We start from the raw sequence: 15,753 nt of genomic DNA, 5'->3' as shown, positions 1-15,753 counted from the left end.
GAAAGGCTTGCGCCTCTTCCCACGCGTCGCGGATGCGCGATTCAATTGAGGCGGGAGCGAAGGTTTTTTCCATGGTCATCGGGCGAGGAGCCTTTTGGCCCCCACCCTGTCCCTCCCCCGCTTCGCGGGAGAGGGGACGCTAACGATCGGCGTTTCGTCGCACGTCAGTGAAGGCTCGAATCTACTCCCTCTCCCGCGAAGCGGGGGAGGGTTGGGGAGGGGGGTTACGCCAGCGCCTTGAGCGCGCTTTTGCCGGCGTAGATCGCCGCGTCGCCCAGCTCCTCCTCGATGCGGATGAGCTGGTTGTATTTGGCGGTGCGGTCGGAGCGGGCGAGCGAGCCGGTCTTGATCTGGCCGCTGTTCGTCGCGACGACGAGATCGGCGATGGTCGAATCCTCGGTCTCGCCGGAGCGATGCGAGAAGACGGTGGTGTAGCCGGCGCGATGCGCGGTCTCGACCGAAGCGAGCGTCTCGGTCAGCGTGCCGATCTGATTGACCTTGACGAGCAGCGAATTGGCGACGCCCATCTTAATGCCCTCGTTGAGGCGCACGACATTGGTGACGAAAAGATCGTCGCCGACGAGCTGCACTTTGTCGCCCAGAACGTCGGTGAGCTTCTTCCAGCCCTCCCAATCGTCCTCGGCCATGCCATCCTCGATCGACACGATCGGATAGGCGCTGGCGAGCTTGGCGAGATAGGCGACCTGCTCGTCGATCGAGCGCGTCACGCCCTCGCCTTCATAGACATATTTGCCGTCCTTGAAGAATTCCGTCGCGGCGCAGTCGGAGCAAAGATGCACGTCGACGCCGGGCTTGAAGCCCGCCGTTTCGATCGCCTTCATGATGAAGTCGAGCGCCGCTTCGGCGGAGGGAAGATTGGGCGCGAAGCCGCCTTCATCGCCGACCGAGGTGCTGAGGCCGGCTTTCTTCAGCGCCGCCTTGAGCGTGTGGAAAATCTCGGCGCCCCAACGGATGGCGTCGCGCACATTCGGCGCGCCGGTCGGCATGATCATGAATTCCTGGAAGTCGATCGGATTGTCGGCATGCACGCCGCCGTTGACGATATTCATCATCGGGGTCGGCAGCACCCGCGCCTGCACGCCGCCGACATAGCGATAGAGCGGCAGAGCGGTCGCCTCGGCCGCCGCCTTGGCGACGGCGAGCGACACGCCGAGAATGGCGTTGGCGCCGAGCCGCGACTTGTTCGGCGTCCCGTCGAGCCTGATCATCGCCTCGTCGAGGGCGACCTGATCCTCAGCTTCGAAGCCGAGCAGCGCGCCGGCGATTTCGTCGTTGACGTTGTCGACCGCCGTGAGCACGCCCTTGCCGAGATAGCGCGATGCGTCGCCATCGCGCTTTTCCGCCGCTTCATGCGCGCCGGTCGAGGCGCCGGACGGCACCGCCGCCCGTCCAGACGACCCATCCTCCAGGGTGACGTCGACCTCGACGGTCGGGTTCCCGCGAGAATCCAGAATTTCGCGGGCGTGGATGTCGACGATCTCGGTCATGGGTGCCTCTTCATGATGCGGCGCGGAGCGGCGCGACTTCTTAGACCTATTGCGCGGTCCCGAAAAGCCTCAGCCGTAAAAAGGTTCTGCGTCCGTGGCGGGCTTTCGTGGGATCTGTGCTGCGCCGCGGCGAGACGCGCCGGTGAAATCCGTTGACTGGGGAGGGGACCTCCCTATCCTTGAGCTTGATTAATGAGCGGGCGTTCGCCGCCAAGCGCGACGGTCGGCGGGAGGTTCGGATGGCCCTAAGCACAGCGCGATTGGCGCGCGGCGTCGTTTTCAGCCTTTGCTTGGGGCTTTGGAGTCCGGCCAGCGCCTGGGCTCAGTCGCCGGAGCATGTCGCCGCCGCGAAGGCGGTTTTGGAGAAATCTCCCGTCCGAGCCAATTGCGCGCCGGCGCAGGAAGATTTTCTCGGCTGGCCGGCGAGCCTGGTGCAGCGCTGCGAATATCAGCACGAGGCCATGCCTGGCCTCGCCTATGTGCTCGACATCAAGCCGGAAACTCTAGCGCGCTGGGTCGAGGCCGGATGCAGCCGCCTGATGGTCGGCGCAGGCCATTGTTTCGACCGGACGTTGAAATGCGCGCTCGACAGCACGGGCGCCAGCTTCGTGATCGGCGGCAATCTGATCGCGACGCGCGGCGGCGTGAAGCAGAATCGCTTTTATCGCAACGGCGTCGCGATCGTTGCGCCCAAAAGCGGCATGCCGGGCGTTGTGCCGATCCCAGAACAGGAGCAGATCGCGCATATTCCGGAAAAGGACGTCTCGGCGATGCTCGATCGCGGCGGCGTGGCGTTGTGGAACACCATGCCCTATCAATTCGCGGTGAAGGCGCTCGAATTCGGCGTTCCGGCGGAGATGAACACGCCGGACCGGCGCGAGAAATGGCTCGAAATCGTGCGCGTCGAAATGCTGAAGGCTTTGGAGAGCCCCGAGAATCGCTTTCTCTCGGGCTGGATGTCGGCGCATCCGATCACTTTGCGCGCGGGCGAATGTCCCGACTCGCGCGACCCGTGAGCCGTTTGGCGCTTGACGCGGCGGCGATCGCGCCTTTGTTACGCGCATGACCAAGTTACGCGCATGACCAAGACGCATAAGGGCGCCGCGCTGCTCGGCCGCACGGCCGCGCTGCCGGCTTCGCCGGACGACGCCGAACTCGATCTCGTGCCCAATCCGCACAAGGACGCGACCTATCTCGTGCGCTTCACCGCGCCCGAGTTCACCTCGCTTTGCCCTGTGACCGGCCAGCCCGACTTCGCACATATCGTCATCGACTATGTCCCCGCCGAATGGCTGGTCGAGTCAAAGGCCTTGAAGCTCTATCTCGGGAGCTTCCGGAACCACGGCGCCTTTCACGAAGACTGCACGCTGCGGATCGCGCGCGATCTCGTTGCGGCGATGGCGCCGAAATGGCTGCGCATCGGCGGCTATTGGTATCCGCGCGGCGGCATGCCGATCGACGTCTTCTGGCAGACCGGCGCCCCGCCCGAGGGGCTGTGGCTTCCTGATCAGGGCGTGCCGCCCTACCGGGGGCGAGGCTAGGCGTATAGGCGCCCCAAGTCGAACCTTGTGCGCCGGCCAGTAAATCACCTATGGGTCACTATGGTCTCCTAACCAAGAGACCGTCCGATCGCGGGGCCCAGAAAACATGAAGCTTCGGACGTTTTTTTCGATCTTCTTCCTGTTGCTCGTCGCTCTCGCAGGAGGCAATTTGGCGCTGGGCGTTTTTCTGGAAAAAGCTCAGCAGGACCTGGAGACATCGCATCGCGAATTGCAATCCTTGACCACGCTTGCGGAGGATTTGGTTTTTTCCTCGCAGTGGCAAACTCGCTTTGCGCGAGGTTACATCTCCAGCAACGATCCGAGACGAATTGAGTGGTACAACATCATCGGGGCCATTCTCAACGGCGAAACGGCTCGGCCGAAGGACTATAACTTTGGCTATTGGGATCTCGTGAATGGCGGAATCATTCCGCCGCCCGAGAAGAAAAACGACGACGCAGTTTCGATTGAAGAGCGTTTCTTAAGCCAAAATGTCACCGCGCATGAATTAAATAAGCTTAAGGAAGCGCGAAGCTTTTTGGAAAAGGTGGTCGCGATCGAACGCGCCGCAATGCATGCGGTGGATGGCGAATTCGATGACGGCGCTGGAACCTATTCCCGCAAGGGCAAGCCCGATCGTGCTTTAGCGACGAAGCTGTTGTTTAGCGACGAATACCGCAAGCTCAACGGAGATCTGACTCTGAGAATTGCGCAGATGCAGAACTTGATTCGGCAGAGATACGCGGGACGGATTGCGCAAGAACAGGCGTTCGCCAACCAATTGTTTGATGCCAACTCTTACTTGAATATCGGTTTGTTTGGCGTGGTTGTTTTGTCCCTGATTTTTTTGCGAAATCGCTTCGCGGTTCGAGCGTCGCAACTCATGGCGGTCGTTCACGAGATTGGCTCAGGCAATCTCGCGGCTCAGGCCTCGGTCTTTGGGAACGATGAGATCAGCGAACTCGCCACCACCGTCAACACGATGGCTGCAAATCTGAACGTCGCTTTCGACAAGCTCGAAGACAAGATAAAGCTTTCGGGCAAAGCCTTGTCGGACCTGGAAATCGAACGCTCCCGTTCGGAAAAGCTGCTCCACAATATTCTTCCCGCCGCGATCGCCGAACGACTGCGTGGCGGAGAGGAGACAATCGCGGAAGTTTTCCCTGAAGTTACGGTATTTTTCTCCGACATTGTCGGTTTTACCCAACTTTCGGCAAAGCTTGGTCCGCATGCCACCGTCAATATGCTCAATGTCCTCTTCGAGAAATTCGACGAACTTGTCGAAAAGCATGGTGTCGAAAAAATCAAGACGATTGGCGACAGTTACATGGTGGTCGGCGGAGTCCCGAACCGGGACCCGTTGCACTGTCAGCATATCGCGGACTTCGCTTTGGAAGCGCAAAGCTATATCATGAGCTACGCAGATGAGGTTCCTTACCAGCTGCAAATGCGCATGGGCGTGCATACCGGCACGGTGGCGGCCGGCGTCGTCGGGAAAAAGCGATTTTCCTACGATCTGTGGGGCGACGTCGTGAATGTCGCCAGCCGATTTGAATCCACTTCCAAGCCCGACAAAATTCACGTGTCCGAAGCGGTGAAGGTGCGTCTCAGCGACGATTACGTCTTCCTGGACGGCGGGACCGTCGAATTAAAAGGCAAAGAGGCGACGCGCTCGTTCTTCCTGATCGGCAAAAAGACGCAGATGCCTGGAATTTTGGAGTTTACGACCGCTAGCGCCGCGCCGGATAGTCCATCCCGACTGCGCCGCGATACGCCTTCATCTGCCCCTGGCTTCGATAGAAGAGCATAGAGATGATCCAGCTCGCGATCAGGATCGCGGCGATCGCAAAGCCGAAATTGGCGAGATTGTCGTTAAGCCCTTGAACGAGGCGCCAAAGGCCGCCTTCGAAGCCGAGCTTATCGCCGATCAAGCCGAGCGCTTCGATGCCGCCGATGAAAATGGCGACGATCACCGACATTGCGGTCATGACCAGATTGTACCAAAGTTTCCTCAGCGGATCGTCGAACGCCCAGCCGTAGGCTCCGGTCATCACGAGGCTGTCCGTGGTGTCCATCAAGGACATGCCGGCGGTGAACAGCGCCGGAAACACCAGAATTGTCGAAAATGACATGCCTTGCGCGGCCTGCGCCGCCGAAATTCCGAGCAGGCCGATCTCCGTCGCCGTGTCGAAGCCCAGTCCCAACAGAAATCCAACGACATACATGTGCCATGACCGCGAAACGAAGCGGAACAGCGGGCGGAAAACCCGGGTGAACAGACCTCGCCCGTTGAGCAGACGGTCGAGGTCCTCTTCGAGGACCGGTTCGCCATGTCGGGCGCGGTTGTAGGCCGACCAGATGCCCCTGAGCAGCAGAAGATTTGCAAGGCCGATGACGATGAGGAACGAAGCTGACGCCATCGTGCCGATGGCGCCGCCGAAGGCCTGAAAGTCATGCGCCTGGCCCTGCATGGCCATGGCCGCCGCCGCCATCATGACCGAAGCGAGGGCGACGAAGGTGGAGTGGCCGAGCGAGAAGAAAAATCCGACCGAATAGGGCGTCTTGCCGTCCTGCATCAATTTGCGGACGACATTGTCGATGGCGGCGATGTGATCGGCGTCGAAGGCGTGGCGAAGCCCGAACATAAAGGCCAGAACGGCGGCCCCCATCAATCCCGGTCGATCGGAGAAGGCCGTCCACGCCCAAGTCCAGGCGAAGACATTGGCCGCGATGATCAAGCCATAGGTCGTCGCAGCCTTGGCTTTGAAATTGTCGCCTTGGTCATCGAAAGGATTGAGCGCCATGACCCCCGCCTGAGCAATAAAGAACTTTAACCGTAATCGCTTAATTAGGAAAGTTCATACGGGCGACGAGCGGGCGGGAGCCGACTTGACTAAGTGGCTACGGGTAGCCACTATTCTCCCATGACGATTGTTTCGATAAAAGACGCCAAAAATCGCCTGACCGAACTTGCTCGACAGGTCGAGAAGGGCGAAACGATCGTCGTGACTCGGAATGGGAAACCGGTGTTCGATCTGGTTCCTCATCAACCCAAACGCGGGTTGCGGCTCGAAGCCGTCGACGAATTCAAGAAACGACACGGCCTCCAGTCCATCGTCACTTTCATCGCTGAGGATTTTGACGCGCCCTTGCCGGAAGATTTTCTGCTGCGCCCGCTGCCGGATGATGCATGAGGCTGCTGCTCGACACGCATATTCTGCTGGCGTTGATTGAAAACCGTGTCGCCGAGTTCGGATCGCACGTGCAGTCTTTGCTGAAGAATGAAGATGCGGAATTTCTGGTCAGCGTCGCGAGTCTTTGGGAGATCGCCATCAAGTGGCGGCTGGGCAAACTCGAACTAACGATAAATCTTGAGACGCTTCCCGAACTGCTGGAAGCGATGGGGATCGAGGTCCTCTCGATTAACGCGCGGCATGCGCTCGTCGCGGTCGAACCTGAGCCGCCTACGCGCGACCCGTTTGATCGCCTGTTGCTGGCGCAATGCAAAATCGAGGCGTTGCGCCTCCTGACCGTCGATCGCGCGCTTCTCGACCATCCGTTGGCTGCGCGCAAGGCTTAGCGGATCGCGCTCGCCGGACGGTCTCTTGAGCAAGATGGCTTGCGCAGTTTCGATTTTGATAGGATGCGCGGTCAGGCGGAAGCGCCGGGGAACGACATGCTGTCGGAAGAGAATATCGCCGAGTGGCGGCTCTGCGCGCCTTCGCTGCGGGAAGCGGAGTTCTCCGACGGCGAAACGCTGTATCGGCAAGGCGAGGAGCCGGGCTTTCTCTATTGTTTGATGCGGGGCGTCGTCAGGCTTTCTCATGTCGCGGAAAGCGGCGCGCAGATCACGCTCGCCATCGCGGGCGCCGGTGAACTCTTCGGGCGCGTTTCGCCGGGAAGAGCGTCGGCGCACGCGGCAAGCGCCATCGGCGAGGCGCGCGTTTTGATGATCACCCCTTCGGACGTGAACCGTCTCGTCGCGAACAGCCCGTCGTTCTCAAGCTTCCTCAACGCCGGACTGGAGGCGTCGCGGGAACGCGCCGAACGCAGGCTGATCGACCGCCAGACAAAGGCGGTCGCCGCGCGGCTGATCGAAACGCTGGGCGAGCTTGTGCAGGCGTTCGGCGCGCCTTGCCCGCATGGCTATTCGCTCGAAATCAGGCTCACGCAGCAGGACATCGCCGACCTCGTCCATGCGAGCCGCCCAGTCGTGACGCGGATGATGAACGGGTTGAGGCGCCGGGGCGCGCTCGACTATCGGCGCGACCTTATCTGCGTCAATCATCTCGCGCTGCAATCCCTCGCGAAAGAAAAGCCCGTCGATCTGTAATCAAGATGACAGACGGCCTCCGCGCCGCGAGCTAACGAGAGGAGAAGGCGGCCGAGCCGCGCCGCCAACGCGGAGAAACGATAATGAAACCACTCACGGCGCGCCTGCATGGCTATCTCGACTATCTGACGGTTTTGATTTTCCTCGCCGCGCCAAGCGTCCTTGGTTTCGGCGGCCTGCCGGCGAAGCTCGCCTGGCTGCTCGCGGGCGTGCATCTGGCGATGACGCTCGTGACGAAATTTCCGCTCGGCGTGTTTCGGCGGCTGGCTTTCACGCTCCATGGCTGGGTCGAAAGGATCGTCGGCCCGGCGCTCATCGCCGTCGCTTTTCTTCCCGATATTTTCAGCGTCAAGCCGGCCTTCGCCTTTTTCGCGGGCATGGGCCTTGTCATCATCGCTGTCGGCTGGCTGACGGATTACGTGGAGGCGGGTTAATGCCGACGCCCTCCCGATCAGGCCTTCGGCCTGTCGGGAATGACAGCTGCATACGAATTGCTCCGACCTTCTTCAGACGCGCTTTTTCGCCAGACGGTCGAACGCCATCAGCTCCTTGACTAACGTCTCCAGCTCGCCAAGCGGAACCTGCGTCGCGCGGTCCGAGATCGCCGCGTCGGGATCGGGATGCGTCTCGATGAAGAGCGCCGCGACGCCGACGGCGACGGCGGCGCGGGCGAGCGTTGAAACAAAACGCCGCTCGCCCGAAGAAGCCGCGCCGGCGCCGCCCGGCTGCTGAACGGCGTGGGTCGCGTCGAAAATAACCGGCGCGCCGGTCTCCTTCAAAATGGGCAGCGCGCGCATATCGGCGACAAGCGCGTTATAGCCGAAGCTCGTTCCCCGTTCGGTGACGAGCACGCCGGCGGCGCCGGCCTCACGCGCTTTCTCGACGGCGTGGACCATGTCCCACGGCGCGAGAAACTGCCCCTTCTTGATATTGATGGGGCGTCCGGTTTTCGCCGCCGCGACGATGAGATCGGTCTGTCGGCAGAGGAAGGCGGGAATCTGCAGAAGGTCCACGACCTCGGCGACACGCGTGCATTGCCATGCTTCATGCACGTCGGTCGTCACCGGAAGTCCAGTCCTTTCCTTGATTTCAGCAAAGATCGGCAGGCCGGCGTCGAGGCCGACGCCCCGCGCCGCTTCGTCGCTGGTGCGGTTCGCCTTGTCGAAGGACGCCTTGAAGACGACGCCGATCTTCAGCCGTTCGCCGAGCCGGGCAAGCTCTTCAGCAACCTTGAGCCCCATGTCCGCGCTTTCAAGCGCGCAGGGGCCGGCGATGAGCGTCAGCGGCAAATCGTTGCCGATCTCGACCCGGCGCGGGCCATCTCCGATGATTATGCTTGTCACCCGGGGTTTTTCTCATGTTTTCACGAGCCGCGCGACCTCGGCGCGCAGCGCCGGCAGCACCTCGGCTTCGAACCAGGGATGGCGCTTGAGCCAGCCGCTGTTGCGCCAGGACGGATGGGGGAGGGGAAAGATCAGCGGCCGGGCGTCCTGAAATTCGCGCCAGCGCGCGACGATCTCTGAAACGCTCGCGCCCTTCGGCAGCGCATGGCCGAGACGGGCGAAATGATAGTCCTGCGCATAGCGCCCGATCGCGACGACCGTCTCGATCTGCGGCAACGCCGCGAACAGCGAGTCGTGCCAGCGCGGGCGACACTCGGGGCGCGGCGGCAGGTCGCCGCCGGCGGCGTCGTAACCCGGAAAGCAGAAGCCCATCGGGACGATGGCGATGCGCGAGACATCGTAGAACGTCTCTCGATCCACGCCCATCCAGTCACGCAGCCGATCGCCGGAAGGATCGTTGAAAGGAACGCCGGTCTGATTGACGAGATTGCCGGGCGCCTGGCTCGCGAGCAGCAGCCGCGCGCTGGGCGAGACGCGCAGCACCGGCCGCGGCTCATGCGGCAGCTTCACGCCCGCGGGCGTTTCGGCGCAGAAACGGCAGGCGCGGATGCGCGCCGTGATCTCCTCAAGCTTCCTGCTCAGAGAGCGCCGCGTCATTACGGCACGACGCTCGGACGCGCCGAGACGTCAGCGCGCCAGCGCGAAAGATTCGGCAGATCTTGAGGGATCTCGACCCGCGCGGCCTTGGTCAGGTCCATGGCGACGATGGCGGTGATGTCGGCGATGGTGAAGTCGTCGGAGGCGATGAAGCGCCGCGCGGCGAGTTCCTGGTCGAGAAAGCGCATCATCTGCTGCGCGCGCGGCCGCTGATGTTCGGCCACTTGCGGCAGCTGCGGCGATTCGAGCCGCGCCAGCGCCGGATGGCTGTGACGAAAGGCGAGCGCCACCGGCGTGAATAGGCGAAATTCCACCCGGCGCTGCCACATCTCGATGAAGGCCTGCTCGCGCGCGTCGCGGCCAAAGAGCGGCGGGTTGGCATAAAGCGATTCGATATAGCGGCAGATGGCGACGGATTCGGTGAGCGTCGCGCCGTCGTCGAGAACGAGCGCCGGCGCCTCGTTGAGCGGGTTAATCCGCCCATAGGCCTCGCTCTTATGCTCTTGCGCGATGAGGTTGACGTCTCGAACGGGGATCGTGACGTTCTTCTCAGCAAGAAAGATGCGGACGCGTCTGGGATTGGGCGCGAGCGGCGTATTGTAGAGCAGCATGTCGATCTCGTTCCGGGTTCGGATAGGGGGATTTGTTGCGATTGGCGATGGCGGTGTGAAAACGTTCCGAAAATGCATTCCCGTCAGCGGCGGTTCGCAGTTTTAGCGCCATGATTTAAGTTAAGCGCGATGACGAACGACCTCTCGACTCACTCCGCCGCCGCGCTCGTGCTGTTTTCCGGCGGGCAGGATTCCACGACCTGCCTTGCCTGGGCGCTGTCACGCTTCGACCGCGTCGAGACGGTCGGATTCGATTACGGCCAGCGCCACCGCGTCGAACTCTCGCGCCGAGCGGGGCTGCGCGAGGGGCTTGTTCGCCTCTCGCCGCTTTGGGCCGCGCGGCTTGGCGAAGATCGCACGATTTCGATCGAGGCGCTCGGCGCGATTTCCGAGACGGCGTTGACGCGCAACGCGGAGATCGCCTTCGCCGCCGACGGGCTTCCCAACACATTCGTTCCGGGGCGCAATCTGCTGTTTCTGACCTTCGCCGCGGCGCTCGCCTATCGTCGCGGCGTCGCCGATCTCGTCGGCGGCATGTGCGAAACGGACTATTCAGGCTATCCCGATTGCCGCGACCAGACGATCCGCGCCATGGCGCAGGCGCTCAGCCTCGGCATGGACCGCAGCATGAATATTCATACGCCGCTGATGTGGATCGACAAGGCGGCGACCTGGCGACTGGCGGAATCGCTCGGCGGCGAACCGCTGGTGCGGCTCATCGTCGAGGAAACCCACACCTGCTATCTCGGCGAGAGGGGCCGCCGTTTCGACTGGGGCTATGGCTGCGGCGAATGCCCGGCCTGCAAGCTGCGCGCGCACGGCTGGGAGATCTATCGCGCCGGAACGCGCGCGGCGGCCGAGACCTTCTGATCTTTCGAGTGTGGCCTCGCGGCCACAGGCGGCGCTGACCTGTGCATGAAAGGGCGACTATGCATTGACATGCCTCCGCTAGGTCTGGATATGTTATGTTATAACATAATCAGCGAGAGCGGGCGTCGATGAGGAAGAGCGTTTGGGTCGGCGCAGCGGCCGGCGCCGCAGTAGCCGGGCTTTTTACCGACGTTGCGAGCGGCATGGCTCAACAGGCCTTGCCGCCGATCGAAGTCGGCGCCGTGAGCCCGATCAGGCGCAGCAAGGTTGTCGCGCCTCCACAGACCCCTCCAGCGCCCGGCGGGCGCAGCCGCAACGTCGCGGGCCCGAGCGGACCCGAGCCGCGCGAACCGGCCGTGACGCCGCAAGGCGTCCTTCCCATCGTCGCCGATCAGTTCGCGACGGTGACGGTCGTCACCAGTGAGGAGCTGCGGCGCTCGCCGGGCGCGACCCTCGGCGACGTGCTTTTCGCCAAGCCGGGCGTCACCGGGTCCACCTTCGCGCCCGGCGCGGCGAGCCGTCCCATCGTGCGCGGCCTCGACAACTACCGGGTGCGCATCCAGGAAAATGGCGTCAGCAACAGCGGCGTCTCGGAGCTTGGCGAGGACCACGCGGTGCCGCTCGATCCCGTCGCCGCGAGCCAGGTCGAAGTGGTGCGCGGTCCCGCGACGCTGCGCTGGGGGTCGCAAGCGATCGGCGGCGTCGTCAACGTCGAAAACAACCGCATTCCCACCGCCTTGCCTTGCCGACTTGCGTTCATCCCAACGGCCGAGACGGAGGGTTGCTCGGTCATCGAGACTCGCGGCGCGGTGATGACCGTCGACAACGCGCTGGAAAACGCGACGCTGCTCGACGTCGGCCGCGGCAATGTCGCCTTCCACATGGATGTCCATGGCCGTCGCAGCAGCGACTACCGCATTCCCGGCTATCCTTATCTTTTTCCGCCGGATCCGGCGCCGCCGGTCTTTGGACGCCAGCCCAATTCGTCGATGCGCTCGGCCGGCGGTTCGGTCGGCGGCTCCTATTTCTTCGACGGCGGCTTCGTCGGCGTCGCGGTGACGCAGTTCAACTCGCGCTATCACATCCCCGGCATCGAGCCGACGGAGACCAATACGCGCATCGAACTTCGCCAGACGCGCGTGACGACCAAGGGCGAGTTCCGTCCGCAGTCGGCCTATATCGAAGCCGTCCGCTTCTGGGCGGGTTTGACCGACTACAAGCACCACGAACTCGCCAATGAGGGGGGCTTTGACGGCGTTCAGCAGACCTTCACCAACAAGGATCTCGAGGCGCGGGTCGAAACGCAGCTTCGTCCCGTCGACCTGTCCTTCGCCACTCTGACCAGCGCCTTCGGCGTGCAGGGCATGCATCAGATCCTGACCTCACCCGGACGCGAGGGCGGGCTCTTCGACCCCAATCGGACGCGAAGCGTCGCCGGCTATTGGTTCAATGAATTCAGACTGACCGACACATCGAAAATGCAGCTTGCCGGACGCATCGAACATGCGACCGTCTCCGGCGCATTTCCCGAACTTCTCGTCTCCGGCGCGTTTCCCGAACCCCTCGCTGATCCGGCGCTGCAAGTCGCCCGCGTGCGCAATTTCACGCCAAAGAGCGGCGCCTTCGGTTTCCTCCAGGATCTGCCGGAAGGCGTCGTCGCCAGCCTGACGGCGCAATATGTCGAACGCGCGCCGCGCGCGCCCGAGCTCTTTTCGCGCGGGATCCATGAGGCGACGGGAACCTTCGACATCGGCAATCCGAATCTTCGAATTGAAGGGGCGAAGACCATCGAAATCGGCCTGCGGCGTCCGGTGGGCCCGTTCCGCTTCGAGGCGACGGCCTACCTCACGCGCTTTGACGGCTTTATCTTCCGAAATCTCACCGGCGCGGTCTGCGAGGAAGATATTGCGAGCTGCGCCTTGGAAGGCGAGGGCGATCTGCGCGAGGCGATCTATTCGCAGCGCAATGCGCTCTTCCGGGGCGGCGAGTTTCAAAGCCAACTCGACGTCGCGCCGCTGGCAGGCGGCGTCTTTGGGGTGGAGCACCAGTTCGACGTGGTGCGGGCGACATTCGTGGGCGGCGGCAACGTCCCCCGCATTCCGCCCGTTCGGCTCGGAGGCGGATTGTTCTGGCGAGATATGAACTGGCTGCTGCGGGTCAACCTCCTGCACGCCTTCGCGCAGCGCAACATCGACCCGACCAATGAAACGCCGACGAAGGGCTATAATCTGCTGAAGGCCGAAATCAGCTACCGCATGCTGCTCGATCCGGGCGATCCGCTGAGCCGCGAGTTGAGGCTGGGACTCGTCGGCGACAATCTCCTCAACGAGGACATCCGCAACAGCGTCTCCTACCGCAAGGATGAAGTGCTGCTCCCGGGCGCGAATCTGCGGTTTTTCGCCAATGCGCGCTTTTAAACGCTTGAGGCGTTTCGGCTTGATCGCCGGGGCGAAATAGGGCATAGGCGGGTCCAACGAAGCGCTGGGCGTATCCCGGCCAGTTCACTATTGCCGGGGTGAGATCGATGAAAGTCCGCAACTCTTTGAAATCTCTGCGTTCGCGCCATCGCGCCAACCAGATCGTGCGCCGCAAAGGCCGCGTCTACATCATCAACAAGGTGCAGAAGCGCTATAAGGCGCGCCAGGGCTGAGTGTCGCCACGCCTGTTGATCCAGACGCATGAAGAAGGGCCGGAGCGTCAGCTCGCGGCCCTTTTGCACTTCTCAATCGCGTGCCGCCGCGTTAGACGCCGCCATCTTCCGCAACGCCCATGAGCGCCAGCACATGCGCGTTGACGCTGCGGCTCAGAGCGTCAACGTCATAGCCGCCTTCGAGCATTGAGACGATGCGGCCGCCGCAACGCCGGTCGGCGATGTCCATCAGCCGTTTGGTCGCGTCGCCGAAGTCCGTCTCGCGGAGCCGCAGGCCGCCGAGCGGATCCCGCTCATGGGCGTCGAAGCCCGCCGAAATCAGGATCAGATCGGGCGCGAAATCGCGCACCCGCGGCAGGATTCGGTCGGCGAGCGCTTCTCGAAAGGCGTCCCCGGTCGAACCGGCGAGGAGCGGCGCATTGACGATGTTGTCATGGTCGCCCGTGTCATTGCGCCCGCCCGTGCCTGGATAAAAGGGCGCCTGATGCGTCGAGCAGAACAGCACTTTGTCGTCGGCCCAGAAAATCTCTTGCGTGCCATTGCCGTGATGGACGTCGAAATCGACGATGGCGACGCGTTCGGCCCCATGCGCCGCCAAGGCGTGGCGCGCGGCCACGGCGATATTGTTGACGAAGCAAAAACCCATCGGATTGTGCGCGCCCGCATGATGTCCGGGCGGCCGAACGGCGACGAAGGCGTTGTCAGCCCGTCCCGACATGACTTCATCCACCGCGGCGACGGCGCCGCCGGCGGCGCGCCACACCGCTTCGATCGTCTTCGGACACATCAGCGTGTCGCTGTCGAGCGCCGAATAGCCTTCGCGCGGCGCGGCGCGCTCGAGGGCTGCAAGATAGGATTGCGGATGGACGCGTTGCAGCGCCTCCGCTTGCGCTTGGGGCGCATTCATTCGGCTCAGGGACGCGAATCGCGTTTGCTCCAAGCCGCGTTGGATCGCCCGCAACCGTTCGGGGGCTTCGGGATGGCCGGGACCCATCTCATGAAGGAGCCCGCTTTCATGTGTGACGAGAAGGGTTTTCAATGCTGCGACGCAATCCGAGCGGGCGACGCTACGCCAGTCAACCTCATAATTTTCGGCCTTCCGCGGCCTTCTGTCCATGAAAAAGAAACGGTAAGGCTCAAGCGTGGGTCCGCGCCGGTGGCCGTGGCGCCGGCGCAACAGTAAGGGAATAATTCTGAAGACGTGATCCCAGCGCCAAAGTTCATGATAAGAAAATCGTAACAACTGTTTTGCGGCGGAAAGGAGTGCCTGAAATGAGTTTCAGATATGTGACGGCGGCGTCAGCGCTTCTCGCTGTTTTTTTGGCGGGTTGCAACGGGGGAACGCCTCTTCCAGATCCGAGGCTTAATGGCCGCGACGCCGAGTTCATGGCGCTTGCTCCCAAGGCTGGGGTAAGCTCGCAATACGAACGCTACCTCGTCGATTATAAGACGAACGAGCCCGTCGGTTCGATCATCGTCGATAACCGCTCGAAATTCCTTTACTATGTCATGCCGGGCGGAAAGGCCGTGCGCTACGGCGTCGCCACCGGTCAGGACGCGATGGCCTTCACCGGCCGGGCCTATGTGGGCGGCATGCAGGAATGGCCGCGGTGGATCCCGCCAAAGGACATGCTCGAGCGCTGGCCGCATCTCCAGCCGACGGCGGACGCCGGCGGTCTGCCTGGCGGTCCCGACAATCCACTCGGCTCGCGCGCGCTCTACCTCTATCAGAACGGCAAGGATACGCTTTATCGTATCCATGGCACCAATGAGCCGGACAAGATCGGACAGGCGGTGTCCTCGGGCTGCATCCGCATGCGCGACATCGACGCGATCGATCTCTACAACCGCGTGAAGGTCGGCACGAAAGTCGTCGTGCTCTAAGCTTTTCGCCACTGTTCATTAAGCTTCCTGCGACGCCCTCCGCCCAGCGCGCGAGGGCGTCGTCTTTTTTGCCATCAGACGTCTTGCCCGTCGCTCGGCGTAACCGCTGCCCGAGCAAACCGGTCTTCGACCGATCGCCAGTGTGCGCCGTCGCACTGCGCCTTGGTAAAACGAACCTTAATGTCGCGAATGTTCGCAGGGTGCGGGCGACAGAAGAGGGGAAATGGTTATGCGTCCGACGACAAGCATGGGCTGCTTAGTCCTGGTGGTCTGCGTTCTCTTGCTGGAATTCGCTGGCGCGGGCGCGTACCTCGCGTCGTCCGCGCAAGCGAAACCCTCGGACCCTTGCTACGGCT

General features: G+C 62.6%; 17 protein-coding genes. 11 read left to right on the top strand and 6 right to left on the bottom strand.

What is annotated here, in order from left to right:
• Window positions 1-224 precede the first annotated feature (224 nt).
• Window positions 225-1,508, bottom strand: coding sequence for a phosphopyruvate hydratase (gene eno, locus ACR65W_RS02420; RefSeq protein ID WP_434502245.1), 1,284 nt, complete (start codon window positions 1,506-1,508; stop codon window positions 225-227).
• A 239-nt stretch (window positions 1,509-1,747) separates the two neighbouring features.
• Between eno and ACR65W_RS02415 the strand changes: the two genes are divergently transcribed.
• The 3 genes from ACR65W_RS02415 (at window position 1,748) to ACR65W_RS02405 (ending at window position 4,859) form a co-directional block, all read left to right on the top strand.
• A complete protein-coding gene (locus tag ACR65W_RS02415) occupies window positions 1,748-2,524 on the top strand; it encodes a hypothetical protein (protein WP_434500088.1) in 777 nt (258 codons plus the stop codon).
• Window positions 2,525-2,587: 63 nt separating this feature from the next.
• Window positions 2,588-3,049: a preQ(1) synthase gene (queF, locus tag ACR65W_RS02410; protein ID WP_434500089.1), complete on the top strand. Its 462-nt coding sequence runs from the start codon at window positions 2,588-2,590 to the stop codon at window positions 3,047-3,049.
• 106 nt (window positions 3,050-3,155) lie between these two features.
• The gene (locus ACR65W_RS02405; RefSeq protein WP_434500090.1) at window positions 3,156-4,859 is read left to right on the top strand and encodes an adenylate/guanylate cyclase domain-containing protein; all 1,704 of its coding nucleotides are present in this window, start codon (window positions 3,156-3,158) and stop codon (window positions 4,857-4,859) included.
• Here ACR65W_RS02405 and ACR65W_RS02400 read toward each other — a convergent pair.
• Window positions 4,780-5,853: a HoxN/HupN/NixA family nickel/cobalt transporter gene (locus ACR65W_RS02400; RefSeq protein WP_434500091.1), complete on the bottom strand. Its 1,074-nt coding sequence runs from the start codon at window positions 5,851-5,853 to the stop codon at window positions 4,780-4,782. The two genes, ACR65W_RS02405 and ACR65W_RS02400, sit on opposite strands and share 80 nt — an antisense overlap.
• 120 nt (window positions 5,854-5,973) lie before the next feature.
• Here ACR65W_RS02400 and ACR65W_RS02395 point away from each other — a divergent pair, with 120 nt between their 5' ends.
• The 4 genes from ACR65W_RS02395 to ACR65W_RS02380 all read left to right on the top strand — a co-directional run bounded on the left by ACR65W_RS02395 (window position 5,974) and on the right by ACR65W_RS02380 (window position 7,816).
• Entirely contained in the window at window positions 5,974-6,243 is a 270-nt protein-coding gene (locus ACR65W_RS02395; protein WP_434500092.1) for a type II toxin-antitoxin system Phd/YefM family antitoxin, read from the top strand.
• Window positions 6,240-6,629: a type II toxin-antitoxin system VapC family toxin gene (locus ACR65W_RS02390; protein ID WP_434500093.1), complete on the top strand. Its 390-nt coding sequence runs from the start codon at window positions 6,240-6,242 to the stop codon at window positions 6,627-6,629. Before ACR65W_RS02395 ends, ACR65W_RS02390 begins: the two co-directional genes overlap by 4 nt.
• Before the next feature lie 63 nt (window positions 6,630-6,692).
• Window positions 6,693-7,382: a Crp/Fnr family transcriptional regulator gene (locus ACR65W_RS02385; RefSeq protein WP_434500094.1), complete on the top strand. Its 690-nt coding sequence runs from the start codon at window positions 6,693-6,695 to the stop codon at window positions 7,380-7,382.
• Window positions 7,383-7,465: 83 nt separating this feature from the next.
• The gene (locus tag ACR65W_RS02380; protein WP_434500095.1) at window positions 7,466-7,816 is read left to right on the top strand and encodes a hypothetical protein; all 351 of its coding nucleotides are present in this window, start codon (window positions 7,466-7,468) and stop codon (window positions 7,814-7,816) included.
• Window positions 7,817-7,888: 72 nt separating this feature from the next.
• On the opposite strand, the gene kdsA is transcribed toward ACR65W_RS02380, so the two are convergent.
• From kdsA to ACR65W_RS02365, 3 genes are read right to left on the bottom strand one after another with little or no spacing between them, the layout of a single operon-like run.
• Complete coding sequence (gene kdsA / locus ACR65W_RS02375) at window positions 7,889-8,725, bottom strand: 3-deoxy-8-phosphooctulonate synthase (RefSeq protein ID WP_434500096.1); 837 nt, start codon at window positions 8,723-8,725, stop codon at window positions 7,889-7,891.
• Window positions 8,726-8,737: 12 nt separating this feature from the next.
• The gene (locus ACR65W_RS02370) at window positions 8,738-9,382 is read right to left on the bottom strand and encodes a uracil-DNA glycosylase family protein (RefSeq protein ID WP_434500097.1); all 645 of its coding nucleotides are present in this window, start codon (window positions 9,380-9,382) and stop codon (window positions 8,738-8,740) included.
• Window positions 9,382-9,993 (bottom strand): glutathione S-transferase family protein, encoded by a 612-nt coding sequence (locus ACR65W_RS02365; protein ID WP_434500099.1) that lies wholly within the window; start codon window positions 9,991-9,993, stop codon window positions 9,382-9,384. The genes ACR65W_RS02370 and ACR65W_RS02365 overlap by 1 nt, the downstream gene beginning before the upstream one ends.
• 129 nt (window positions 9,994-10,122) lie before the next feature.
• Here ACR65W_RS02365 and queC point away from each other — a divergent pair, with 129 nt between their 5' ends.
• From queC to ykgO, 3 genes are all read left to right on the top strand, one after another.
• A complete protein-coding gene (gene queC, locus ACR65W_RS02360) occupies window positions 10,123-10,863 on the top strand; it encodes a 7-cyano-7-deazaguanine synthase QueC (RefSeq protein WP_434500100.1) in 741 nt (246 codons plus the stop codon).
• Window positions 10,864-10,991: 128 nt separating this feature from the next.
• Window positions 10,992-13,280 carry a TonB-dependent receptor gene (locus ACR65W_RS02355; RefSeq protein WP_434500101.1) on the top strand — a complete coding sequence of 763 codons (2,289 nt, stop codon included), beginning with the start codon at window positions 10,992-10,994 and terminating at the stop codon, window positions 13,278-13,280.
• A 107-nt stretch (window positions 13,281-13,387) separates the two neighbouring features.
• Window positions 13,388-13,513 (top strand): type B 50S ribosomal protein L36, encoded by a 126-nt coding sequence (gene ykgO / locus ACR65W_RS02350; protein ID WP_018407448.1) that lies wholly within the window; start codon window positions 13,388-13,390, stop codon window positions 13,511-13,513.
• A gap of 91 nt (window positions 13,514-13,604) precedes the next feature.
• On the opposite strand, the gene ACR65W_RS02345 is transcribed toward ykgO, so the two are convergent.
• Window positions 13,605-14,507: a histone deacetylase family protein gene (locus tag ACR65W_RS02345; protein WP_434500122.1), complete on the bottom strand. Its 903-nt coding sequence runs from the start codon at window positions 14,505-14,507 to the stop codon at window positions 13,605-13,607.
• Between the two features lie 278 nt (window positions 14,508-14,785).
• Between ACR65W_RS02345 and ACR65W_RS02340 the strand changes: the two genes are divergently transcribed.
• A complete protein-coding gene (locus ACR65W_RS02340; protein ID WP_014892456.1) occupies window positions 14,786-15,397 on the top strand; it encodes a L,D-transpeptidase in 612 nt (203 codons plus the stop codon).
• Window positions 15,398-15,753: the final 356 nt, after the last annotated feature.

The sequence above is a fragment of the Methylocystis sp. genome (assembly GCF_051062815.1).
Lineage (GTDB): Bacteria > Pseudomonadota > Alphaproteobacteria > Rhizobiales > Beijerinckiaceae > Methylocystis.
The sequence above is the reverse complement of the archived record's forward strand: the minus strand, read 5'-3'. Positions and strand labels throughout refer to the sequence as shown.